The 24,317-nt window shown below is 54.4% G+C and carries 17 protein-coding genes and 1 pseudogene; 14 read left to right on the forward strand and 4 right to left on the reverse strand.

The genetic code is table 11. From position 1 onward, the window contains the following. The first annotated feature begins 11 nt into the window (after nucleotides 1-11). The 7 genes from AAH450_RS10615 (at nucleotide 12) to AAH450_RS10645 (ending at nucleotide 8,295) form a co-directional block, all read left to right on the forward strand. On the forward strand, nucleotides 12-2,276 hold the full coding sequence (locus AAH450_RS10615; RefSeq protein ID WP_342910177.1) for a ComEC family protein: 2,265 nt from the start codon (nucleotides 12-14) through the stop codon (nucleotides 2,274-2,276). A 35-nt stretch (nucleotides 2,277-2,311) separates the two neighbouring features. Further along, nucleotides 2,312-4,060, forward strand: coding sequence for a lipid A ABC transporter ATP-binding protein/permease MsbA (msbA, locus tag AAH450_RS10620; protein WP_342910178.1), 1,749 nt, complete (start codon nucleotides 2,312-2,314; stop codon nucleotides 4,058-4,060). Continuing rightward, entirely contained in the window at nucleotides 4,057-5,040 is a 984-nt protein-coding gene (gene lpxK, locus AAH450_RS10625) for a tetraacyldisaccharide 4'-kinase (protein ID WP_342910179.1), read from the forward strand. Before msbA ends, lpxK begins: the two co-directional genes overlap by 4 nt. An 89-nt stretch (nucleotides 5,041-5,129) precedes the next feature. Next, nucleotides 5,130-6,338: a winged helix-turn-helix domain-containing protein gene (locus tag AAH450_RS10630; RefSeq protein ID WP_342910180.1), complete on the forward strand. Its 1,209-nt coding sequence runs from the start codon at nucleotides 5,130-5,132 to the stop codon at nucleotides 6,336-6,338. An 84-nt stretch (nucleotides 6,339-6,422) separates the two neighbouring features. After that, the gene (locus AAH450_RS10635) at nucleotides 6,423-6,605 is read left to right on the forward strand and encodes a Trm112 family protein (RefSeq protein WP_318790533.1); all 183 of its coding nucleotides are present in this window, start codon (nucleotides 6,423-6,425) and stop codon (nucleotides 6,603-6,605) included. Further along, complete coding sequence (gene kdsB, locus AAH450_RS10640; protein ID WP_318790534.1) at nucleotides 6,602-7,348, forward strand: 3-deoxy-manno-octulosonate cytidylyltransferase; 747 nt, start codon at nucleotides 6,602-6,604, stop codon at nucleotides 7,346-7,348. Before AAH450_RS10635 ends, kdsB begins: the two co-directional genes overlap by 4 nt. 53 nt (nucleotides 7,349-7,401) lie before the next feature. Further along, complete coding sequence (locus tag AAH450_RS10645; protein ID WP_342910181.1) at nucleotides 7,402-8,295, forward strand: YcbJ family phosphotransferase; 894 nt, start codon at nucleotides 7,402-7,404, stop codon at nucleotides 8,293-8,295. Here the strand turns inward: AAH450_RS10645 and elyC are convergent. Further along, on the reverse strand, nucleotides 8,272-9,060 hold the full coding sequence (gene elyC, locus AAH450_RS10650) for an envelope biogenesis factor ElyC (RefSeq protein WP_342910182.1): 789 nt from the start codon (nucleotides 9,058-9,060) through the stop codon (nucleotides 8,272-8,274). The genes AAH450_RS10645 and elyC overlap by 24 nt on opposite strands. Before the next feature lie 126 nt (nucleotides 9,061-9,186). Here elyC and cmoM point away from each other — a divergent pair, with 126 nt between their 5' ends. The 7 genes and pseudogenes from cmoM to AAH450_RS10685 all read left to right on the forward strand — a co-directional run bounded on the left by cmoM (nucleotide 9,187) and on the right by AAH450_RS10685 (nucleotide 19,837). Then, nucleotides 9,187-9,975 (forward strand): tRNA uridine 5-oxyacetic acid(34) methyltransferase CmoM, encoded by a 789-nt coding sequence (cmoM, locus tag AAH450_RS10655; RefSeq protein WP_342910183.1) that lies wholly within the window; start codon nucleotides 9,187-9,189, stop codon nucleotides 9,973-9,975. Further along, nucleotides 9,968-11,290 carry a chromosome partition protein MukF gene (mukF, locus tag AAH450_RS10660; RefSeq protein WP_342910184.1) on the forward strand — a complete coding sequence of 441 codons (1,323 nt, stop codon included), beginning with the start codon at nucleotides 9,968-9,970 and terminating at the stop codon, nucleotides 11,288-11,290. The genes cmoM and mukF overlap by 8 nt, the downstream gene beginning before the upstream one ends. Next, nucleotides 11,271-11,996, forward strand: a complete 726-nt coding sequence (gene mukE / locus AAH450_RS10665) for a chromosome partition protein MukE (RefSeq protein WP_342910185.1) — start codon at nucleotides 11,271-11,273, stop codon at nucleotides 11,994-11,996. Before mukF ends, mukE begins: the two co-directional genes overlap by 20 nt. Further along, complete coding sequence (gene mukB / locus AAH450_RS10670) at nucleotides 11,993-16,450, forward strand: chromosome partition protein MukB (protein WP_342910186.1); 4,458 nt, start codon at nucleotides 11,993-11,995, stop codon at nucleotides 16,448-16,450. Before mukE ends, mukB begins: the two co-directional genes overlap by 4 nt. A 244-nt stretch (nucleotides 16,451-16,694) precedes the next feature. Next, a pseudogene (gene ldtD, locus AAH450_RS10675) lies at nucleotides 16,695-18,428 on the forward strand (L,D-transpeptidase); the annotation flags it as partial. 186 nt (nucleotides 18,429-18,614) lie between these two features. Further along, nucleotides 18,615-19,163 carry a YcbK family protein gene (locus AAH450_RS10680; RefSeq protein WP_342910187.1) on the forward strand — a complete coding sequence of 183 codons (549 nt, stop codon included), beginning with the start codon at nucleotides 18,615-18,617 and terminating at the stop codon, nucleotides 19,161-19,163. A gap of 44 nt (nucleotides 19,164-19,207) precedes the next feature. Next, nucleotides 19,208-19,837, forward strand: a complete 630-nt coding sequence (locus AAH450_RS10685) for an MBL fold metallo-hydrolase (protein WP_342910188.1) — start codon at nucleotides 19,208-19,210, stop codon at nucleotides 19,835-19,837. A gap of 133 nt (nucleotides 19,838-19,970) precedes the next feature. Here AAH450_RS10685 and AAH450_RS10690 read toward each other — a convergent pair whose 3' ends face one another. The 3 genes from AAH450_RS10690 to asnS all read right to left on the reverse strand — a co-directional run bounded on the left by AAH450_RS10690 (nucleotide 19,971) and on the right by asnS (nucleotide 24,187). Then, nucleotides 19,971-21,161 carry an amino acid aminotransferase gene (locus AAH450_RS10690; protein ID WP_342910189.1) on the reverse strand — a complete coding sequence of 397 codons (1,191 nt, stop codon included), beginning with the start codon at nucleotides 21,159-21,161 and terminating at the stop codon, nucleotides 19,971-19,973. A 208-nt stretch (nucleotides 21,162-21,369) separates the two neighbouring features. Beyond that, complete coding sequence (gene ompF, locus AAH450_RS10695; protein ID WP_342910190.1) at nucleotides 21,370-22,485, reverse strand: porin OmpF; 1,116 nt, start codon at nucleotides 22,483-22,485, stop codon at nucleotides 21,370-21,372. A 301-nt stretch (nucleotides 22,486-22,786) separates the two neighbouring features. Further along, nucleotides 22,787-24,187 carry an asparagine--tRNA ligase gene (asnS, locus tag AAH450_RS10700; RefSeq protein WP_342910191.1) on the reverse strand — a complete coding sequence of 467 codons (1,401 nt, stop codon included), beginning with the start codon at nucleotides 24,185-24,187 and terminating at the stop codon, nucleotides 22,787-22,789. Between the last annotated feature and the right edge of the window lie 130 nt (nucleotides 24,188-24,317).

The raw sequence follows: 24,317 nt of genomic DNA on the forward strand, positions 1-24,317 counted from the left end.
GGAGAGCCGTTATGCCCTACAGCCTCAGCCGACTGGCGATGTGGACGATAATCGCTACGTTACCCCTGCTTATACTGCCGCATCTTCCAGCGCCACGTTACGACATCATAGCGATTGTGCTTGCGTGCCTGCTACTTTGGTCCGGTGGCAAAGGAACGAAAGATATTGCCCTCTTTCTGTTACTTTTTGTCTGGGGGGTAATGGCTGCAAGAACGCTGACAGGACAAATTAATGCGCTTACGGGTAAACACTCAGACGTTACCGTAAAAGTAGAGCAGGTTCTGCCAGACGCTGAGCGACTAAAACTCCGTATCACCAGCCTGGCCGGTAAACAGCTTTTCCCACCAATTTATGTTCTGGTTAGTACAAAGGGCATGGCCGAAAAATTCTGTAGCGGCCAGAAGTGGTTAATGGCACTTAATCTCAAACCGGTTCATGCCCGACTGAATGAAGGCGGATTTGATGCCCAGCGTTTTGCCGTAGCAATGGGTACGCCGCTTACAGGCAGGGTTCTCAGCCTGAAGATGCTTAACAGCGAATGCGGCTGGCGGCATAAGATTATTCAGCGAAGCCGGATGTTTTACGGTGAGTTACGCTGGCAGGCTGTCCTTTCCGCTCTGGCATTTGGCGAACGGGGAGAGCTGAGCCAGGAGATTACTCAACTACTGAGAGAGACCGGAACGGCGCATCTGATGGCAATTTCCGGCATGCATATCAGCCTGGCTGCCAGCGTCGGCTGGCTGTTTGCCAGGGGATTACAGCTTGGTTTTCCTGCGCACTGGACAGGCTACCGCTTCCCGCTATTTTGTGGCCTGCTGGTTGCCCTGACTTATACCTGGCTTTCAGGCTGTAACCCGCCAGCGATGCGGGCCATGCTTGCCGTTTCCCTCTGGTACATGATCCGCTTAAAAGGCGTGCGCTGCGATAACTGGCAGGTCTGGGGGATCTGCATCGCTTTGATCCTGTTTTTTGATCCCTTAAGCATCCTTTCAGAGAGTTTGTGGCTTTCAGCCATAGCGGTCGCCGGATTGATGTTATGGTTTAGCTGGTTTCCTTTACCCTGCCGGTTTAACCATAAAAAACGCTGGCTGCTCCTTCAGCTTTTGCATCTCCAGGTTGGGCTGTTTCTGTTACTGATGCCCGTGCAGTTACTGATTTTTCATGGCATAAGTCTCACTGCCCTGCTGGCTAACCTCTGGGCGGTTCCGGTGGTTACGCTGGTGACCGTGCCCTTGATCCTTTGTGCGCTGGCGTCGTTGCCCATCCCTGTTCTGAGCCAGCTGTTGTGGTGGCTGGCAGACTCTTCTCTGCAAGGAGTATTCACGCCTCTCAGCCATCTTCCCACTGGTTGGGTGGAGCTGAATTATCAGGCTCTGCTGCTCAGCTTGCTGGCGTGGACAGCGGTTCTTGCCTGGCGATTCTGCTGGTGGCGGACTTCTCCAGTTACCTTGCTGGGATTATGCTTATCAATGGCTTGCTGGCGGCTGAGCGCGGTAAAACCTGAATGGCGTATGGATATGCTGGATATCGGCCACGGCCTGGCTGTCGTGATCTCAGCGCGGGGAGAAGCGGTGATCTATGATACCGGCAATCGCTGGCAGGGCGGGGATGCGGCGCAAAGCCAGATCCTGCCCTGGCTCCGCTGGCAGGGGTTGCAAGTTAAACATATTATCCTCAGCCACAATCATCTCGACCATATTGGAGGTTTCGACACCCTTCACTCTGCTTTTCCTGGCGCAACCGTCCATCGCGGAGCAGGAAAAAATGGTGAGCAGCCGTGCGAAGAGGGAACAAGCTGGCGCTGGCAGCAGCTCGCTTTTGAGGTCCTCTGGCCGCCGCCAGGGCAAAAAGAGGCAGGAAATAATCAATCCTGCGTAATTAAAATCTCCGATGGCAAACGGCAGGTGCTGCTGACAGGGGATATTGAAGCCAGGGCTGAGCTTGAACTGGTAAGGCTGAAGCGTAAAAAGCTGCGGGCAGATATTTTGCAGGTTCCCCATCACGGCAGTAAAACCTCTTCGGTTCCCCCCTTTCTCCGGGCCGTGCGGGGCGAGGTCGCGCTGGCCTCTGCCGCACGTTACAGCGCATGGAAATTACCTGCTGATAAAGTGATATCCCGCTACAAACATAACCATTACCACTGGTACGACACCGCCCTTGAAGGGCAGGTCAGCATAGGGTTTTACCAGCAAAATTGGCAGGTTAGGGGGTTCAGAACGCAAATAATGGGCCGTTGGTATCATCAGTGGTTTGGCGTACCACGTGATTCCAGGTAGAATAAGCGGCTATTTCAATTAAAGCTGGTTAAATAATGCATCAGGAAAAAGATCTCTCCACCTGGCAAACATTCCGTCGCCTCTGGCCAATGATCAAACCGTTCAAACCGGGCTTAATTGTGGCAGCAGTAGCACTGGTATTGAACGCAGCGGGAGATACATTAATGCTGTCACTGCTGAAACCGTTACTGGATGACGGTTTTGGCAAGGCCGACTCTTCCGTGCTGCTTTGGATGCCTTTTGCGGTTATTGGGTTAATGTTAATCCGTGGCGTTACCAGTTATATCTCCAGCTACTGCATCTCCTGGGTATCCGGAAACGTGGTGATGAGCATGCGACGTCGCCTGTTTGGTCATATGATGGGGATGCCGGTGGCGTTCTTCGATCAGCAGTCAACCGGGACGCTGCTCTCCCGCATTACCTATGACTCTGAACAGGTGGCTTCCTCTTCCTCAAGCGCGCTGGTCACCGTGGTACGCGAAGGGGCCTCCATCATCGGCCTGTTCATCATGATGTTCTACTACAGCTGGCAGCTTTCACTGATCCTGATCCTGTTGGCACCGATTGTCTCTTTTGCCATTCGTACCGTGTCAAAGCGCTTCAGAAACATCAGTAAGAGTATGCAGAACACCATGGGGCACGTGACCACCAGCGCCGAACAGATGCTGAAAGGGCATAAAGAGGTGCTGATTTTTGGTGGCCAGGAAGTCGAGAATGAACGCTTTAACCGCGTCAGTAATCGTATGCGTCAGCAGGGCATGAAACTGGTTTCCGCCTCTTCTATTTCTGACCCGATTATTCAGCTGATTGCCTCACTGGCGCTGGCCTTTGTGCTCTATGCCGCCAGTTTCCCCAGCGTGATGGAAACCCTGACCGCCGGTACCATCACCGTGGTGTTCTCATCAATGATTGCGCTGATGCGCCCGCTAAAATCACTGACAAACGTTAATGCCCAGTTCCAGCGTGGTATGGCTGCCTGCCAGACGCTTTTCTCTATTCTGGATAGCGAGCAGGAAGAGGATAAAGGAACCCGCGTGATTGAACGTGCGAAAGGAGACATCGAGTTCCGCAATGTCACCTTTACCTATCCGGGGCGTGAAACGCCTGCGCTGCATAATATCAATCTCGCTATTCCTGCGGGTAAAACGGTAGCGCTGGTTGGCCGCTCTGGCTCGGGTAAATCGACCATTGCCAGCCTGATGACCCGTTTTTATGATATTCAGCAGGGCGAGATCCTGATGGATGGACATGATCTGCGCGAATACACGCTCAGATCGCTGCGTAATCAGGTCGCGCTGGTTTCACAGAACGTGCATCTGTTCAATGATACCGTCGCCAACAATATCGCTTACGCCCGTAACGAACAGTACAGCCGTGAAGATATTGAGAAAGCGGCCGTCATGGCCCACGCCATGGACTTCATTAATAAGATGGATAAAGGTCTGGATACGGTTATTGGTGAAAATGGCGTGCTGCTCTCAGGCGGTCAGCGTCAGCGTATCGCCATTGCTCGTGCCTTACTGCGTGACAGTCCGATACTGATTCTGGATGAGGCCACTTCCGCCCTGGATACCGAATCTGAACGCGCCATTCAGTCTGCACTGGATGAACTGCAAAAAAACCGTACCTCACTGGTGATTGCTCACCGTCTCTCTACCATTGAGAAGGCGGATGAAATTGTGGTGGTTGAGGATGGCTACATTGTAGAAAGAGGAAGCCACAGCGAACTGCTGGAGCAAAAAGGCGTCTACGCGCAGCTACACAAGATGCAGTTCGGGCAATGACAGAACGCATCTGGAGCGGCCGCTCTGCGCTTTATCTGCTGCTGCTGCCGCTGAGCTGGCTGTATGGCCTGATCAGCAACCTGATCCGCCTTAGCTATCGCTGGGGTTGGCGTAAAGCCTGGCGCGCGCCCGTTCCGGTGGTGGTTGTGGGGAATCTCACAGCCGGAGGGAACGGCAAAACGCCCGTGGTGATTTGGCTGGTTCAGGCTTTGCAGCAGCGAGGTTTGCGTCCAGGTGTGGTTTCCAGAGGTTATGGCGGCAAGGCCGAAGGCTATCCGCTGGTTTTGCATGAACAGGTTACTACGCAGCAGGCGGGTGACGAGCCGGTGTTGATCTACCAGAGAACCGGAGCAGCGGTTGCGGTATCACCCCGCAGAAAGGAGGCGGTAAAAGCGCTGACCGATCGGGGCGATATCGACATCATCATTACTGACGACGGGCTGCAACATTATGCGCTGGCCAGGGATTTTGAAATCGTAGTGGTGGATGGTAAGCGTCGCTTCGGCAACGGCTGGTGGCTGCCTGCGGGACCCATGCGGGAGAGAGCCTCCCGGCTTGCAAGTGTGGATGCCACAATCGTTAACGGTGGTGAAGCGCAGGCTGGCGAGCTGGCGATGGAATTGATTCCGGGAAGGGCGGTCAACCTGAAAAACGGCATAACCTGCCCGGTCTCTGCCCTTAAAAATGTGGTCGCGATGGCTGGAATTGGCCATCCGCCCCGATTTTTTGCCACGCTTCGGCAGCAGGGAGTGGTTCCGGTGAAAGAAGTGCCGTTTGCCGACCATCAGAACTATCGGGCAGAGGTGCTGGCTGGGCTGGCAACGCCAGATCAGACATTACTGATGACCGAGAAAGACGCGGTGAAGGCACGCTCTTTTGCCCGTGAAAACTGGTGGTTCCTGCCTGTTAATGCTGAGTTTCCACCGGGTACGGCAGAGACATTACTGAACCGGATTACCGCACTTACTGCCCGCCCTTGACGCTAACACCCTGAATAAAGGCGCTGTTTCCATCCCCGGCCCGGTTGAAAGGGTATAAACTCAATGCATCTTTGCTACAAAGGTGCGCTATGTCCTCTATTCAGCTTTCACTCTCACAGGCCCGTCAGCTTCACCTTGCTGCTCAGGGGTTATTGCGCCCCACTAAACGTAAGGCGCGCTTCGAAGATTTGCTGTGCGCCATTCGCCAGATGTCGCTGCTACAGATAGATACTATCCATGTGGTTGCCCGCAGTCCTTACCTGGTCCTGTTCAGTCGGCTGGGCGACTATCCGCAGTCCTGGCTGGGGGAAGCGCTTGCCAGCGGCAGGCTGTTTGAATACTGGGCGCACGAAGCCTGTTTTATTCCCACTGAAGATTACCCCTTGCTGCGTCACCGAATGCTGAATCCTCACCGCCTTGGCTGGAAATATAACGCTGAATGGGTGACAAGCTGGCAGCATGAAATCAGCGAACTGCTGACGCACATAGAACAGACCGGGCCGGTGCGCTCTGCCGATTTTGCCGCACCTCCCGGCCAGAAATCTGGCTGGTGGGCGTGGAAACCGCACAAAAAACATCTGGAAAGTTTATTCTCTGCCGGCGAACTGATGGTGACTGAACGACGCAATTTCCAGCGCGTTTACGATCTGCGCCAGCGCGTTATGCCTGACTGGAACGACTCTCTTCATGCGCTGACGGAAGAAGCTGCCGTGCGGCAAATGTTGCGTAACAGCGCATTGAGTCTGGGACTGTTTCGTGACGCCTGGCTGGCTGACTACTACCGCCTGAAACGCGCCCCCGTCCGGGAAGTGCTGGCGGAGTGGCTGGAGAGTGGGGAAGTTGTCGCCGTTGAGGTTGAATCTTTAGGCCCCTGTTTTCTGCATGCCTCACTATTACCGTTACTGGAACAGGGGCCAAGGGCAACCCACACCGCACTGCTCTCACCTTTTGACCCTGTGGTGTGGGATCGGAAGCGCGCGCTGGAGCTGTTCAGTTTCGACTACCGGCTCGAATGCTACACGCCAGAAGCAAAACGCAAATATGGCTATTTTGTGCTGCCCATTCTGCATCGCGGTGAGCTGAAAGGACGGCTCGATGCAAAAATGCTGCGTAAGGAAAAAGTGCTTAAAGTGAAACAGCTCTGGCTGGAGCAGGGCGTCCGGGTTAGCCAGACGCTGATCGACGATCTGAAACTGGCCCTTTCGCGTTTTGCCCGCTGGCAGGGAGCCGACGCGGTTGAGCTGGAGCAGCTGCCAGAGCCGCTCGCCAGCCTGTGGCAAAAAGGGTGGCCGCTGTAGCAACAACCCATTGTGAAGTCGCCGCTGGCTTCACAGCTATGATATTCTAGGGGCCTGTCTGACCGGGTCCACCAGGGAGAAACCATGGATCATCGCTTACTCGAAATTGTTGCCTGTCCTGTTTGCCACGGCAAACTCTATTACATCAAAGATCAGCAGGAGCTTATCTGCAAACCTGACGGTCTGGCGTACCCTGTGCGCGACGGCATTCCAGTCCTGCTGGAGACCGAAGCGCGTGCACTGACGCTGGAAGAGAGCCACCCATGAGTTTTGTGGCGATTATTCCGGCACGCTTTGCTTCCACGCGCCTGCCAGGCAAGCCGCTGGTCGATATCCAGGGCAAGCCGATGGTAGTGCATGTGATGGAGCGGGCGCTGGAGTCGGGTGCCGATCGCGTGATCGTGGCCACCGACAATGAAGAGGTTGCCCGCGCTGTTGAAGCAGCAGGCGGTGAAGTCTGCATGACCCGTGCCGATCACCATTCCGGTACGGAGCGACTTGCAGAGGTCATCGATCGCTATCAGTTTGCCGATGACACCATCATCGTGAACGTGCAGGGCGATGAGCCTATGATCCCGCCGGTTATTATTCGTCAGGTAGCTGAAAATCTGGCGAACAGCGAAGCGGGCATGGCAACGCTGGCGGTGCCGGTTGAGTCGGCAGAAGAGGCCTTTAATCCCAACGCGGTTAAAGTGGTCATGGATGCTAAAGGCTATGCGCTCTATTTTTCCCGCGCCACCATTCCCTGGGATCGTGAGCGTTTTGCCGCCTCACGCGAAACCATCGGAGAAAACTTCCTGCGTCACATCGGGATTTACGGCTATCGTGCAGGCTTTATCCGGCGCTATGTGAGCTGGGAACCCAGCCCGCTGGAGCAAATAGAGCTGCTCGAACAGCTGCGCGTACTCTGGTACGGCGAAAAAATCCATGTTGCCGTGGCGAAAGCGATCCCGAGCGTCGGGGTAGATACACCTGAAGATCTTGCGCGAGTGCGCGCAGCCATGCAGTAATGCTGTTGGGGCTGTGACAGGCCCCCTCTCCACTTTTAACAGAGGAGGAGGAGATGGAACATTTACGCTCAGAACTGTCACTGATATTGGGCGAACCCCTGAGTCGGCTCGAATGTATCAGCGAGCAACCCTGGGCAAGCCTCTATTCGCTTTATGACCAGCAGGGTCATTCCCTCCCTCTGGTAGCTAAATACTTCAACGTAAAAGGTGTGGCCGCACAGGAAGCCTATAAGCTCTCTATGCTGGCACGCGAGAGCGCCCTGCGTATGCCTGCGGTTTACGGGCTGATTATCAGCCAGCAGCAACCGCAGCATGAAGTCTTGCTGATTGAGCGTATGGGTGGCGTCTCGGTAGAAGCGCCAAGCCGTACGCCTGGCCGCTGGCTTCAGCTACAGGATCAGATTGTGGAAGCTTTGCTTGCCTGGCACCGCATCGACAGCCACGGGCTGGTGGGCCGCGTTGACAGTACGCAGGAGAATAACTGGGTAGCCTGGTACGCTCAAAGAGTGGAAGTGCTCTGGTCAACGCTGGGATTTATGCGTACCGAAGCGCTGACGATGGAGAACCGGCGGGTGCTTTACCGCAGCCGTGAAAATCTTGGTAATCTGCTGGCTGACTTCAACGATCCCTGCGTGCTGGTGCACGGTAATCTCTCTCTGAACAGTATGCTGAAAGAAGCCTGGAGCGACCAGCTGCTGTCAATGATCAACCCCGGCATGATGCTCTGGGCGCCGCGTGAATATGAACTCTTCCGGCTTTGCGACGAAGGGCTGGCAGAATCGCTGCTGTTCCACTATCTCAGGCAGGCACCCGTGGCTGAGGGGTTCGTCGCCCGGCGCTGGCTCTACCGGCTGTGGGATGAGATCGACCGGCTGATCCACACCGGTCAGTTCGACAAAATGCGTTTCCAGCAGGCGGCAAACTCACTGCTCCCCTGGCTCACCTGATGCACTCTCTCCGGAGGTGAGCGCCTGCCAGGCTCTGCCCAGCCACTCATAAATTGCCCGGTTGCTGTGCTCAAGCCAGAGCGGCGAAGGAAGTGCCCGTTCCCAGAAATTCAGCGGTGAACGGATAGCCAACTGATTGGCTGGCGCAGGAAAAGGATGTAATCCCCGCTGCTGGAAAAAGATCATTGCACGCGGTAAATGTGAAGCGGAAGTCACCAGCAGAAAAGGGTGATCTCCCACTATTCTGGCCACTTCTTCCGCTTCCTGACGCGTATCCTTCGGCTTATCCAGCGTAATAATATCACTCAGCGGCACGCCAAGTGATTGCGCTACACGCGACGTCACTTCTGCTGAGCTAACCGGATTGTTCTGCGCCGCAGCGCCGGTAAAAATCATCTTTGCGCCGGGGTTTGCGCGCCACAGACGTATTCCTTCCACCAGCCTCGGCAGGCTGTTATTGATCATATTGGATCCCGGTGCCCAGTCAGGGTTCCAGGTATAGCCGCCGCCGAGCACGACCACATAGTCGACTTTTTGCCGGTTCTGCCAGGTTGGATAGCGATTTTCCGTCGGAGCAAGCAGAGAGTCGGCAACAGGTTGCAGACTGATCAACATCAAGATCAGGCAGGCGAAAGAGAGGATAATTTTGCCAGTTTTCTGCCAGCGGCTGAACCAGAGCAAGAAAAGGGCGATTGCCATCACCACAATCAGCAAAGGCAGGGGCAGCAGCAGGCCACCAACGACTTTTTTTAGCGCAAAAAGCATGGAAACGGGTTCCTTTTGTCCGAAAAAACACCACCCGAGAGCCTGGCGATGAGTGAAAGGTTCATTCCTGGTCAGTGTATGTCAAAATAGCCGCCGGTTTCACCCATTCACCAGCTGGAAACGTCTATGCAGGATCGCAACTTTGATGATATAGCCGAAAAATTTTCGAAGAATATCTACGGAACCACCAAAGGGCGTATTCGCCAGGCCATTGTCTGGCAGGAGCTGGAGGCGATTCTGGCCACGCTGCCGCAAGGCCCTTTAAGGGTGCTTGATGCCGGAGGCGGGGAAGGGCAAACCGGCTGCGGCGTTGCGGCACTGGGCCATGACGTTTTACTCTGCGATTTATCCGAAGAAATGTTGCAGCGCGCCCGGGCGCATGCCGAAGAAAAAGGTGTGAGCGGGAACATGCAATTTAAACAAATTAGCGCGCAGGAAGCCCCGCAACACTTGGATAAGCCCGTCAATCTGGTATTGTTCCACGCTGTGCTTGAATGGGTCGCCGACCCGGAAGCCGTACTGGCCGCCCTCTATGATGCCCTGGCACCTGGCGGCGTGCTGTCGCTGATGTTTTATAACATCAACGGGCTGATAATGCAGACGCTGGTGCTGGGCAATTTCGGCTACATGCAGGCCGACCTGCGTAAGCGCAAGCGGAAAACGCTTTCCCCCGATCATCCCAGGGAGCCGGAACAGGTCTATCGCTGGTTACAGGAAGCGGGTTTCACCGTAGAGAACAAAACCGGTATCCGCGTGTTCCATGACTATATGCGTGATAAAACCCGACAGACTGAACGATTTGAGGAAGTGCTGGCGCTGGAGAAACGCTTCTGCCGCCAGGAACCATTTTTAAGTTTGGGCCGTTATATCCACGTGACCGCGCGGAAACCCATAAACAGGACGAACCATGAGTGAATTTTCCCAGACAGTACCGGAACTGGTTGCCTGGGCGCGAAAAAATGACTTTTCCGTCACGTTGCCAACCGAACGTCTGGCGTTTTTACTGGCCATCGCCACCCTGAACGGAGAGCGCATGGACGGTGAAATGAGCGAAGGCGAACTGACCGACGCTTTCCGTCACGTCAGTGAAGGATTTGAACAGACCAGTGAAACCGTGGGCGTGCGGGCCAATAACGCCATCAATGATATGGTGCGCCAGCGTCTGCTCAACCGTTTTGTCAGCGAGCAGGCGGAAGGCAATGCTATCTATCGCCTGACCCCGCTGGCTATTGGTATTACCGACTACTACATCCGCCAGCGCGAGTTCTCCACCCTGCGGCTCTCTATGCAGCTCTCGATTGTGGCGGGCGAGCTGAAGCGCGCTGCCGATGCGGCTGATGAGGATGGAGATGAGTTCCACTGGCACCGCAACGTTTTTGCGCCGCTGAAATATTCGGTAGCCGAAATTTTTGACAGTATCGATATCACTCAGCGCAGCATGGATGAGCAGCAGCAGGCGGTGAAAGATGATATCGCCCAGCTGTTGAACAAAGACTGGCGTGCCGCTATCTCCAGCTGTGAAATGCTGCTGAATGAGACCTCCGGCACCCTCAGAGAGCTACAGGATACGCTGGAAGCCGCTGGCGACAAGCTACAGGCGAACTTGCTGCGCATTCAGGATGCCACCATGAGCAGCCCGGATCTGGGCTTTATCGACAAGCTGGTGTATGACTTGCAGAACAAGCTGGACCGCATTATCAGCTGGGGCCAGCAGGCGATCGATCTGTGGATTGGCTATGACCGCCACGTCCATAAATTTATCCGTACCGCTATCGATATGGATAAAAACCGCGTCTTTGCTCAGCGTCTTCGCCAGTCCGTACAGACCTATTTTGATCATCCCTGGACATTGACCTACGCCAACGCTGACCGCCTTTATGATGTGCGCGATGAAGAGCTGGTGCTGCGCAATGAAGAGGTAACGGGCGAGCTGCCTTCCGAACTGGAATATGAAGAGTTCAACGAAATTCGTGAACAGCTGGCCGCCATGATTGAAGAGGCGTTAGCCATTTATAAAGCGCAGCAGAAGCCGTTGAACCTCGGCACGGTAATGCGTGATTATCTCGAACAGTATCCCCGCGCGCGTCATTTTGACGTAGCGCGTATCGTTGTCGATCAGGCCGTCCGTTTAGGCGTGGCCGAAGCAGATTTCTCCGGCCTGCCAGCTGAATGGCAGGTCATTAATGATTACGGAGCCAAGGTGCAGGCGCATGTCATCGATAAATATTGAACAAGTGATGCCGGTTAAGCTGGCACAGGCACTGGCCAATTCCCTTTTCCCGGCGCTGGACAGCCAGTTACGCGCCGGCCGCCATATTGGCATTGAAGAGTTAGATCAGCACGCTTTCCTGATGGATTATCAGGAGTATCTGGAAGAGTTTTATGCGCGCTACAACGTTGAGCTGATCCGCGCGCCGGAAGGCTTCTTCTATCTGCGTCCCCGCTCTACCACGCTGATCCCGCGTTCGGTGCTTTCCGAGCTGGATATGATGGTAGGAAAAATTCTCTGCTACCTCTATCTCAGCCCTGAGCGGCTGGCGAATGAAGGCATTTTCACCCAGCAGGAGCTTTATGACGAGCTGCTGACGCTGGCCGACGAGAACAGGCTGCTGAAGCTGGTAAACCAGCGCTCTACCGGTTCGGATCTCGATAGGCAAAAGTTGCAGGAGAAAATGCGCGCCTCGCTGAACCGTCTGCGCCGTCTGGGCATGGTGTGGTTTATGGGCAATGACAGCAGTAAATTCCGCATTATCGAATCTGTGTTTCGTTTTGGCGCCGACGTGCGCAGTGGCGACGACGCCCGCGAAGCGCAGCTACGTATGATCCGGGATGGTGAAGCGATGCCAATCGAGGGCGGGCTGGCGCTGAATGATGAAGGCGATGATGAGAATGAGGCGCAGCGCGACTCTTCTGGTAACGCGGAGAATGAACAATGATTGAACGCGGCAAATTTCGCTCGCTAACGCTTATCAACTGGAACGGTTTTTTCGCCCGCACCTTTGATCTGGATGAGCTGGTTACCACGCTCTCTGGCGGTAACGGGGCAGGTAAGTCCACCACCATGGCGGCGTTTATCACCGCACTGATCCCCGATCTGACGCTGCTGCATTTCCGTAACACCACCGAAGCTGGGGCAACCTCGGGTTCCCGTGACAAAGGATTGCACGGAAAACTGCGTCCGGGCGTCTGCTATGCGGCGCTGGACGTGGTGAACTCGGTTCATCAGCGCGTTATTGTAGGTGTGCGCCTGCAACAGGTGGCAGGGCGCGATCGTAAGGTGGATATCAAGCCGTTCAGCATTCACGGCCTGCCCAGCTCCATTAACCCCACGGAGATCCTCACCGAAACGGTTAACGCCCGTCAGGCCCGCGTCCTGCCGCTTAGCGAACTGAAAGAGAAGTTCGAAGCAATGGAGAGCGTGCAGTTTAAGCAGTTCAACTCTATCACCGAGTATCACTCGCTGATGTTCGATCTGGGGATTGTGGCGCGTCGCCTCCGCTCAGCTTCCGATCGCAGCAAATACTATCGCCTGATTGAAGCCTCGCTGTATGGCGGGATCTCCAGCGCCATTACCCGCTCGCTGCGCGACTACCTGCTGCCTGAAAACAGCGGCGTGCGTAAAGCTTTCCAGGATATGGAAGCGGCGCTGCGGGAAAACCGCATGACGCTGGAAGCAATTCGCGTCACGCAGTCCGACCGCGACCTGTTTAAGCATCTGATTTCCGAAGCAACTAACTACGTTGCTGCTGACTATATGCGCCATGCCAACGAACGTCGCATCCATCTGGATAGCGCGATGCAGCATCGCAATGAGCTGTTCAGCAGCCGCAAACAGCTGGCGGCCGAGCAGTATCGCCACGTCGAAATGGCGCGTGAACTGGCAGAACACAACGGCGCAGAGAGCGATCTGGAAACCGACTACCAGAGCGCCAGCGACCACCTGAGTCTGGTGCAGACCGCCATGCGCCAGCAGGAAAAAATCGAGCGTTACGAAGGTGATATCGATGAGCTGACCTATCGTCTGGAAGAGCAGAACGAAGTGGTGGCGGAAGCGCGCGAAGTGCAGGAAGAGAATGAGGCACGCAGCGAAGCCGCAGAGCTGGAAGTGGATGAGCTGAAAAGCCAGCTTGCAGACTACCAGCAGGCGCTGGACGTGCAGCAGACGCGTGCTATTCAGTACCAGCAGGCGCTGGGCGCTTTGCAGCGCGCGCAGGAAATTTGCCAGATTGACGAGCTGAACGTGGAGAATGCCGAGAGCTGGCAGGAGACCTTCCGTGCCAAAGAGCAGGAAGCCACCGACAGACTGCTACAGCTTGAACAGAAAATGAGCGTGGCGCAGGCCGCACACAGTCAGTTTGAGCAGGCATTTGAGCTGGTGGGGCGCATTGCCGGCCCGGTCAGCCGTTCAGAAGCTTATCAGACGGGGCGCGATCTGCTGCGTGATGCCGCCAACCAGCGCTATCACGCTGAACAGGTTCACTCCCTGCGTTCCCGGCTGGCTGAATTGGAGCAACGCCTGCGTGAGCAACAGGAGGCGGAGCGCCTGCTGAATGAGTTCTGCAAGCGTCACGGTCAGCAGTTCGAGCCGCAGGACCTGGAAAATTATCAGTATGAACTGGAAGCGCGTATTGAGCAGCTCTCTGAAAGCGTTTCTGATGCCGGTGAACGCCGGATGGAGATGCGCCAGGAGCTGGAGCAGGTGCGTGAGCGCATCGCCCGCCTGACCAGGCAGGCGCCGCAGTGGCATGCTGCGCAGGAGATCCTGACGCAGCTTAGCGAGCAGACCGGGCAGGCGCTGGAAAGCAGTCAGGAAGTGACCGAGTTCATGCAGCAGTTGCTGGAGCGGGAGCGTGAAACCACGGTTGCGCGTGATGAAGTCTCTGCCCGCAAGCGCGATGCAGAGAAGCAGATTGAACGCCTCAGCCAGCCGGGCGGCGCGGAAGATGCCCGCCTGAATGCCCTTGCCGAGCGTTTCGGCGGCGTGCTGCTGTCGGAAATCTATGATGATGTCACTATTGAAGATGCGCCGTACTTCTCTGCCCTTTACGGGCCTGCGCGTCACGGTATTGTGGTGCCGGATCTCTCGCTGGTGCAGGATCTGCTGAACGGTCTGGAAGAGTGCCCGGAAGATCTCTATCTGATAGAGGGTGACCCGCAATCCTTCGATGACAGCGTGTTCAACGTCGAAGAGTTGCAGAAAGCAGTGGTGGTGAAGTCTGGCGAGCGCCAGTGGCGTTATTCCCGCTTCCCGAAGGTTCCACTGTTTGGCCGTGCGGCGCGTGAAAAGCAGCTGGAGCTGTTACACGCTGAACGGGAAACGTTGGCAGAACGTTACGCCACGCTCTCTTTTGACGTGCAGAAAACCCAGCGCCTGCATCAGGCGTTCAGCCGCTTTATCGGCAGCCATCTTGCGGTAGCCTTCGAGCCAGATCCGGAAGTGGAACTGCGCACGCTGAATGCTCGCCGGGGAGAGCTGGAGCGCGGCCTGGCCGCGCACGAAAGTGAAAATCAGCAGCAGCGCCAGCAGTTCGATCAGGCTAAAGAGGGCGTTGCACAGCTAAACCGTCTGATACCACGTATCACTCTGCTTCAGGACGAGACGCTACAGGATCGTTACGACGAGCTGCTTGAAAGGCTTGATGAAGCTCAGGAAGCCGCGCGCTTCCTACAGCAGCATGGCAATCATCTGGCAAAACTGGAAACGCTGGTCGCCGTACTGCAAAGCGATCCGGAGCAGTACGAGCAGCTGAAGCTCGATTATCAGCAGGCTCAGCAGGCTCAGCGTCACGCCCGCCAGCAGGCCTTTGCCATTACCGAAGTGGTGCAGCGTCGTGCGCACTTCGGTTATGTCGATTCCGCAGGCATGCTGGACGGCAGCAGCGATCTCAACGAGAAGCTGCGTAAGCGTCTGGAGCAGGCTGAATCGGAGCGCGCCCGCGCCCGTGAACAGCTGCGGACTCATCAGGCGCAGTTTACCCAGTACACCCAACTGCTGGCGTCGCTGAAAAGCTCTTATGACGCCAAGCGCGACATGCTGAAAGAACTTCAGCAGGAGATGCAGGATATCGGCGTTCAGGCGGATGCCAGCGCAGAAGAGCGTGCCCGTCTTCGTCGCGATGAGCTTTACGCTGCGCTGAGCAACAACCGTGCCCGTCGTAATCAGCTTGAAAAACAAATCACCTTCTGTGAAGCGGAAATGGATGCGCTACAGAAGAAACTGAAGCGTGTGGAACGCGACTATCATCAGGGGCGTGAACAGGTTGTGCACGCCAAAGCGGGCTGGGTGGCCGTGCTGCGTCTGGTGAAAGACAATGGCGTCGAGCGCAGGCTGCACCGACGCGAGCTGGCCTACCTGGGCGGCGACGAACTGCGCTCTATGTCGGATAAAGCGCTCGGTGCACTGCGTCTGGCAGTGGCAGACAATGAGCATCTGCGTGATGTGCTGCGTCTCTCTGAAGATCCAAAACGTCCTGAGCGTAAAATTCAGTTCTTTATTGCGGTCTATCAGCATCTGCGTGAACGTATTCGTCAGGACATTATCCGTACGGACGATCCGGTAGAAGCTATCGAGCAGATGGAGATTGAACTGGGACGTCTCACGGAAGAGCTGACCGCGCGTGAACAGATGCTGGCTATCAGTTCGCGCAGCGTGGCAAATATCATCCGTAAAACTATCCAGCGTGAGCAGAACCGCATTCGTCAGCTGAACCAGGGCCTGCAAGCCGTAAGCTTTGGTCAGGTGAAAAGCGTTCGTCTGAACGTCAACGTGCGGGAAACGCATTCGACGCTGTTGGATGTGCTCTCTGAACAGCATGAGCAGCATCAGGATCTGTTTAACAGTAACCGCCTGACCTTCTCAGAAGCGCTGGCGAAGCTCTATCAGCGCCTTAACCCGCAAATCGATATGGGGCAGCGCACGCCGCAGACTATTGGTGAAGAGCTGCTGGATTACCGTAACTACCTGGAAATGGAAGTTGAGGTGAACCGCGGGTCGGATGGCTGGCTGCGTGCTGAGAGTGGCGCGCTCTCTACCGGTGAAGCGATCGGTACCGGGATGTCGATTCTGGTAATGGTGGTGCAGAGCTGGGAAGAAGAGTCCCGCCGACTGCGCGGCAAGGATATCTCTCCCTGTCGCTTACTCTTCCTGGATGAAGCGGCCCGTCTGGATGCGAAATCGATCGCCACGCTGTTCGAGCTGTGTGACCGCCTGGAGATGCAGCTGATTATTGCGGCCCCGGAAAATATCAGTCCGGAGAAGGGCACTACCTATAAACTGGTCCGTAAAGTGGTCAATAACACAGAGCATGTGCATGTTGTCGGCCTGCGTGGGTTTGCAGCGGAGCCAACAGCCGCCAACGCATCAACGCCAGAGGAAGATCGGCGGGCCTGATAAATATTCCGCTGGCAGATATAGCAATAAATCAGGCAGCGGATTACTCTTTAGTGCGGCACTGGCTCTATTTACAGCGAGTGCCGCTTTCTTTTTCTATACTGATAACAATGACTTTTAAACAGATGCGCTTCATCTGTTTTGGCAATCAAACAGGGGGCAAGGGATGTTGCTGACAAAATTAAGTAGTGCAAGAGTGACGCTGCTCAGCGCCGGTCTGGTGATGGCCCTGGGGCAGATGCAGCCTGCTGTGGCAGGCATCCCACCTGTCTCTGCTCCCGCCAGCTATACCGCCAATCAGGCCCGTGAGGAGCTGCTCTCCACGCTGCCTGCTGGCTACAAACCTTTTTATCTCACTGCACTCGCACCGCTCTATGCTGCCCATAATATGCAACCGATGTGGCAGGACCGACAGGCCGTCCAGCAGTTCCAGCAGCAGCTGGCGGAAGTGGCCATTTCGGGCGTACAGCCACAGTTTACGCAGTGGATTAAACTGCTGACCAATCCAGCGATAACGGGTATGGCGCGGGATGTGGTGCTCTCTGATGCAATGATGGGGTATTTGCAGTTTGTCTCTACAGTGCCGGCAAAAGGAGAGACATGGCTTTACAGCAACGTCCCTTATAAACTTGAAGTTCCGGCGCTCTCGGTAATTAATCAGTGGCAGCGGGCGGTTAATCAGGGCGGAACAGCTGTTTTTGTCAACTCTTTAGCTCCTCAGCATCCACAATATATGCTGATGCATCAGGCGCTGAAAACGCTGCTGGCAGATAATCACCCCTGGCCGCAGCTGGCGGATAAGCAGACGCTGAAGCCGGGTCAGTTAAGTGATGACGTTCCTTCACTGCGTGAAATTTTGCAGCGTACCGGGATGTTGACGCCGGGTAATGAAACCCCAAAACCAACAGAAGATAGTGTGCCTACGACAAAGATTCCTGCCGGATTTGTTGATGAAGAGATTGCGGTCAGTCCTTCTGCAACCGCTTTGCCACAGGATCCCAATACTCAGCCTGCTATTCCGGAATCTGTTGGTCAGGTTCAGGGAGAGGCTGCCCCAGCCGATCCCACAACAATCTATTCTGCTGACCTTGTCGAAGCGGTTAAGCGTTTCCAGCGCTGGCAGGGTTTAGAGCCGGATGGTGCTATTGGCCCAAGAACCCGCGAATGGCTGAACGTTTCTCCTCAGCTTCGTGCTGCGTTGCTGGCTCTGAATATTCAACGTTTGCGTTTGCTGCCGGACGATATGCATAACGGCATTATGGTTAACATTCCCAACTATTCTCTGATCTATTATCTCAACGGTAATCAGATTCTCTCGTCGCGAGTCATCGTAGGGCGGCCGGATCGTAAAACGCCGTTGATGCGTAGCGCGCTGAATAACGTGGTGCTGAATCCCCCCTGGAATGTGCCTACCACTCTGGTGCGCAAAGATATTGTGCCGAAAGTGAAGCAGGATCCCACTTATCTCTACAAGCACAACTACACGCTGCTTTCAGGCTGGAGTAATGATGCCGAGGTGATCGATCCCTCAATGATAGACTGGAGCATGGTCTCTGCAGCGTCTTTCCCTTACCGCATCCGCCAGGCACCAGGCGCAACAAATTCCCTGGGACGGTATAAATTTAATATGCCAAGTTCTGATGCGATTTACCTGCACGATACGCCAAACCATAACCTGTTCCAGAAGGATATTCGCGCCCTGAGTTCAGGCTGCGTAAGAGTGAATAAGGCGTCCGATCTCGCTAATCTTCTGTTGCAGGATGCGGGCTGGAACGATACGCGGATCTCCAGCACGCTCAAGGAAGGTGAGACGCGTTACGTACCTATCCGCCACCGCATTCCGGTTAACCTCTACTATCTCACGGCCTGGGTAGCGGAAGATGGCAAGGCGCAATATCGAACAGATATTTACAATTATGATATGACGGCGCGTTCCGGCGTGCAGAGCATGGCCGCCGCTGGTCAATTAATGCTCTAATGATTGATTCTTCAGGTTTTCCTCACTAAGTCAAATGTGTGGGTTTTTTCCAGGCAGGGCAATGATTCTTTGAATTGCCCTGCCTGTCACATTTAGCGTGTTGACTCAATACTTATCCCCAGTTATGGTTCCCGACGGTGTCCTTTTGCACCCTTTCAGAACAATTTAGTTGGGTAACACAGATTAATGAATAGTTTCGACTCTCATCGCCGTAAGTGGCTTGCTCTGGGCGGGGCTGCGCTGGGTTGTGCGCTGCTTCCCGGCCAGGCTTTCGCTTCGCTTTCCACTTCACGTCCACGCGTATTGACATTGAATAACCTGCATACCGGTGAAACGCTCAAAACAGAGTTTTTTAACGGCAAAAGTTACGACAAGGATGAGCTGACGCGCCTTAACCATTTTTTCCGTGATTACCGGGCCAATAAAATCAAGAGTATCGATACCAGGCTTTTCGACCAGCTCTACAGGTTGCAGGCGATGCTGGATACGCGCAAACCGGTTCAGCTGATTTCCGGCTATCGCTCTCTGGAGACCAACAACTCCCTGCGGGCACACAGTAAAGGGGTGGCGAAACACAGTTACCACACCCTGGGCCAGGCGATGGATTTTCATATTGAAGGAATTTCATTGAGCAATGTACGCAAAGCGGCGCTTTCCATGCGCGCGGGTGGTGTAGGATACTACCCGAGTAGTAACTTTGTGCATATTGATACCGGGCCAACGCGGCACTGGTAAAATGATCTTCCGGCAGGGCCATGGCTCGCCGGTAACGGAGCGTTATGGATTATCAAATTATCCCGGTGACGGCATTCGCACAGAATTGTTCGTTGATCTGGTGCCCTTCCACGCTGGAAGCCGCCGTGGTAGACCCTGGTGGTGACGCCGCGACTATTCAGGCCAGGGTAGCAGAGCAGGGCGTAAAGGTGACGCAAATCCTGTTGACGCATGGTCACCTGGATCACGTCGGTGCCGCTGCTGAACTTGCCGCCTTTTATCAGGTGCCGGTTGTCGGCCCGCATAAAGCGGATGCGTTCTGGCTCGAAGGCCTGCCTTCTCAAAGTCAGATGTTTGGTTTTCCTTACTGCGCGCCGCTGACGCCCGATCGCTGGTTAGAAGAGGGTGAAACCGTGCAGCTGGGGGAGATTAATCTTGAGATCCTGTTGTGTCCGGGCCATACGCCAGGGCATATCGTCTTTTTCGATCGCGCTTCGCGCCTGCTGATCTCTGGCGATGTGATTTTCAACGGTGGCGTGGGACGGTCAGATTTCCCGCAGGGCAGCCATCAGGATCTGATTGCCTCTGTCATGAATAAATTGCTGCCGCTGGGCGATGATGTAACCTTCCTGCCGGGGCATGGGCCAAAGTCCACCCTGGGACGGGAACGGATCTCCAATCCTTTTTTGCAGTAGTAGCGCAGCCTTTTTTGCACGTTCAGCCGCTCTCTGGCGAAAACGTGGCTGAAACCTGAGCCGAAACGAAAAGCCCAATAAAAATGCCTGCTTACAGCAGGCATTTTTTATGCATTTTCGGGATAACGCGGGTTTAAAGCACGGCCACGATAGCTTCGCACAGGGGAGCCATGTTGTCTGGCGTCATGCCTGCCACGTTAACGCGCCCGGAATTCACCGCGTAGACGCCAAACTCTTCGCGCAGGCGAATAACCTGGTCTTTGGTCAGTCCACTGAACGAGAACATGCCGTTCTGGTTGATGATAAAGCTGAAGTCGCCTTTCGCGCCTTTCTCCTGAAGCGTGTTCACAAACAGCTGGCGCATGCGGTGAATACGCTGGCGCATATCCGTTAACTCCTGCTCCCAGAGCGCGCGCAGCGCGTTATTGCTCAGTATAGTGGCAACGACAGCGGCACCGTGCGCGGGCGGATTGGAATAGTTAGCACGAATAGTGGCTTTCACCTGGCTGAAGGCGGTGTCCGCCACGGCGGCTTCGCTGGCTACCAGCGTGAATGCGCCCACGCGTTCGTTATACAGGCCGAAGTTCTTGGAGTAGGAGCTGGCAATAATCAGCTCCTGATGGCTTGCGGCGAAGATACGCAGCCCTTCAGCATCCTCTTCCAGCCCACGGGCAAAGCCCTGATAAGCGAAGTCAAACAGCGGCAGCCAGCCGTTAGCCAGTGACATCTCAGAAAGCTCCGCCCACTGCTCAGCCGTAGGGTCGATGCCGGTTGGGTTATGGCAGCAACCGTGGAACAGCACAATATCACCGGCCTGAACCTCACGCAGCGCGTTCATCATGCCGGCAAAGTCCAGCGAGTGGTTAGCCGCATCGTAATACTGATATTCACACACTTCTAAGCCAGCAGACTCGAAGACGTTTTTATGGTTAGGCCAGCTTGGATTACTTACCCAGATACGCTTAGCGCTGGTCTGGGTGGCAATAAAGTCAGCCGCAACACGCAGGGCGCCGGTACCGCCAGGGGTCTGCGCCGTACGGGCGCGTTTGGCACCAACAAGGGCATTATCCTTCCCGAACAACAGCTCCTGAGTGCACTTCCCAAAATCGGCCAGGCCATCAATGCTGAGATAGTTCTTGGTAGTCTCATTCTCTAACAGGTACTGCTCAGCTTTCTTCACGCTGGTCAGCACCGGGGTCTTACCGGTTTCATCTTTATAGACGCCAATACCCAGGTTGATCTTATTTGGGCGATCGTCGGCACGGAAGAGGTCGGCTAAACCAAGAATGGGGTCGGCGGGTGCAGCTGCAATGCGTTCAAACATAGTCGGAGTCCGTTAGCGTAATCTGGAGCGAAATGTGCACTCAGGTTACCGCCACAGCGCACAAAATGCCAACCGTTTGCGGTAAAAATCACGGGAAAGAAGCCGGGGAAGATCAAAGGAGAAGGGATTAGCGAAGTACGGTAAACAAAAACGGGGCCGAAGCCCCGTTTAGAGTTTGCGCAGGGTGATAAATCACCCCGGCAGGCAATTAGAACTGGTAAACCAGACCAACTGCTACAGTGTCACCAGAGCCAATGCCTAAACGGTTGTCGTCATCAATCTGGTTGATGATGTAGTCAACATAGGTAGACATGTTCTTGTTGAAGTAGTAAGTCGCGCCCACTTCAAAGTATTTGGTCAGATCAACATCGCCGATTCCATCAACATCTTTCGCTTTAGACTGAACGTAGGCGATAGATGGACGCAGGCCAAAGTCGAACTGGTACTGTGCAACGAGCTCGATCTGCTGAGTTTTGTTAGCAAAACCAACCAGACCAGAAGTTACATTACCTACAGAGTTATCTTCGATGTAAGTAGCGTTACGTGTTTCGCTATACATTGCGGCCAGATAAATGTTGTTCGCATCATATTTAACTGCGCCAGCCCACTGTTCAGCACGATCGCCGCCGTTGCCGAAGAAAGAGTTAACCTGACCGTTTGTACGATCACCTGAGCCATATGCACCAGAGAAGCCGATACCAATTGGCAGGGTGTAAGTTACAGACATCGCGTAACCATCACCATTTGCCTGCTGAACGCCACGACCGGTAGCGCTATCTTCGTTCTTGCCCTGATACTGAGCAGCGAAGTCCAGACCATCAACCAGACCGAAGAAGTTGGTATTACGGTAAGTAGCCAGACCGTTGCTACGGCCTACGAAGAAGTTATCGCTATATGTAGAGTCGCCACCGAACTCTGGCAGCATATCGGTCCAGCCCATAGTGTCGTATACAACACCATAGTTACGGCCATAGTCGAATGAACCTGCATCACCGAATTTCAAACCAGCAAAGCCAAGACGGGTTTTATTACCAGTCTGAGAATCGTTACCACCTTCAGAGTGGTTAGCCTGGAAGTTATATTCCCACTGACCATAACCGGTCAGCATATCGTTGATCTGGGTTTCACCCTTGAAGCCTAAACGAACGTAAGATTTGTCACCGTCGCTGGCATAACCGTCGTTATCAGAAAAATAGTGCAGACCAACAGCTTTCCCATAGAGGTCCAGCTTGTTGCCGTCTTTGTTATAAACTTCTGCTGCATTGGCTGCACCAGCTGCTAACAGGGCTGGGATAACCAGTGCCAGAATGTTGCGCTTCATCATTTTTTATTACCCTCATTGGAGTTATTTGGACACCTGCCACTGCCGTCAACCATTCTTTACAGAACCCTGAAGAGAGTTTGGTGTCTTCCTGTGTCTGCACGCATCTTTCCATTCGCTGAGACGATTATCTAGCCCGAAAATGCTACTAATCTCCTATTCTTGTTACAGGAGGAAAATATGTATTACAAAATGTAAAAAACACGGAACTTTGTGAACCATCTCTAAATTTACAAAAATAAAAAAAGGCCAGCAGAGCTGACCTTAAGTATATATATGAATTTCTTATATTTAATGCGTTAAATCAGAAGGTGGCGTTACGCGGCGTCCTGGGGAAGGCGATAACATCCCTTACATTTTGTACGCCGGTGACATAGGCGATTAACCGTTCGAAACCTAATCCAAAACCGGAATGAGGAACGGTGCCGTAGCGACGCAGGTCACGATACCACCAGTAATCTTCTTTATTCAGACCCATTTCAGCCAGGCGGGCATCCAGTACGTCAAGACGCTCTTCACGTTGAGAACCACCAATGATTTCACCAATACCCGGAGCCAGAACATCCATCGCGGCAACGGTTTTACCGTCGTCATTCAGGCGCATATAAAATGCCTTGATATCTTTAGGGTAGTTTTTAACCACCACCGGCGCTTTAAAGTGTTTTTCTGCCAGATAGCGTTCATGTTCGGAAGAGAGATCGATACCCCAGGAAACGGCATTCTCAAACTTCTCGCCACAGTTCATCAGGATCTCAACCGCCTCGGTGTAATCAACCTGAGCAAAATCAGTGGTTACAAATTGCTCCAGGCGAGTAATCGCCTCTTTGTCTACGCGCTCGGCAAAGAAAGCCATATCGTCAGCGCGCTCTTCCAGAACGGCCTTGAACACGTACTTGAGCATCGCTTCAGCCAGCGCGGCGTTATCTTCCAGATCGGCAAAGGCGACTTCCGGCTCCAGCATCCAGAACTCAGCCAGGTGGCGGCTGGTGTTGGAATTCTCTGCGCGGAAAGTGGGGCCAAAGGTATAAATTTTGGACAGGGCGCTGGCGTAAGTTTCACCGTTCAGCTGTCCGGAGACCGTCAGGAACGCCTCTTTGCCGAAGAAATCTTCGTCAAAATTGACTTTCCCTTCAGGCGTGCGCGGCAGATTTTCCAGATCCAGCGTGGAAACGCGGAACATTTCGCCGGCACCTTCGGTATCGGAAGCGGTGATCAGCGGAGTGGAAACCCAGAAGAAGCCCTGCTCATCAAAGAAGCGGTGCAAAGCCTGTGACAGCGTATGACGAACGCGGGCCACCGCGCCAATCAGGTTAGTGCGCGGGCGCAGGTGAGCCACTTCACGCAGATACTCAATGCTGTGGCGCTTGGCGGCCATTGGATAGGTGTCCGGATCGTCAACCCAGCCCACCACTTCCACATGGCTCGCCTGAATTTCAAAGCTCTGGCCTTCGCCCGGTGACTCCACCACTTTACCGGTGATCGCCACGGAACAGCCGGTAGTGAGCCGCAGCACTTCGTCCTGATAATTATTCAGAGAATTATTGACCACAGCCTGGACGGGATTAAAGCAGGAGCCGTCATAAACGGCGATGAAGGAAATACCAGCTTTTGAATCTCTTCTTGTACGTACCCAGCCGCGTACGGTGACTTCACTGTCAACCGCGACCCGGCCTTGCAGTACATCCGCTACAGGCACAACGCTCATAAAAGTCTCTCACTATTATTCAGGATTAAAGAAAATTACCCCGGATTTGGGGTAGTGCTATGTTACTTGCCGACAGGCGAGACACAAGAAGAATTCGTTGTTCTGCGGGAGATTTATTCGGATATTGAGC

It is taken from the genome of Erwinia magellanica (genome assembly GCF_039023495.1).
GTDB lineage: Bacteria > Pseudomonadota > Gammaproteobacteria > Enterobacterales > Enterobacteriaceae > Erwinia.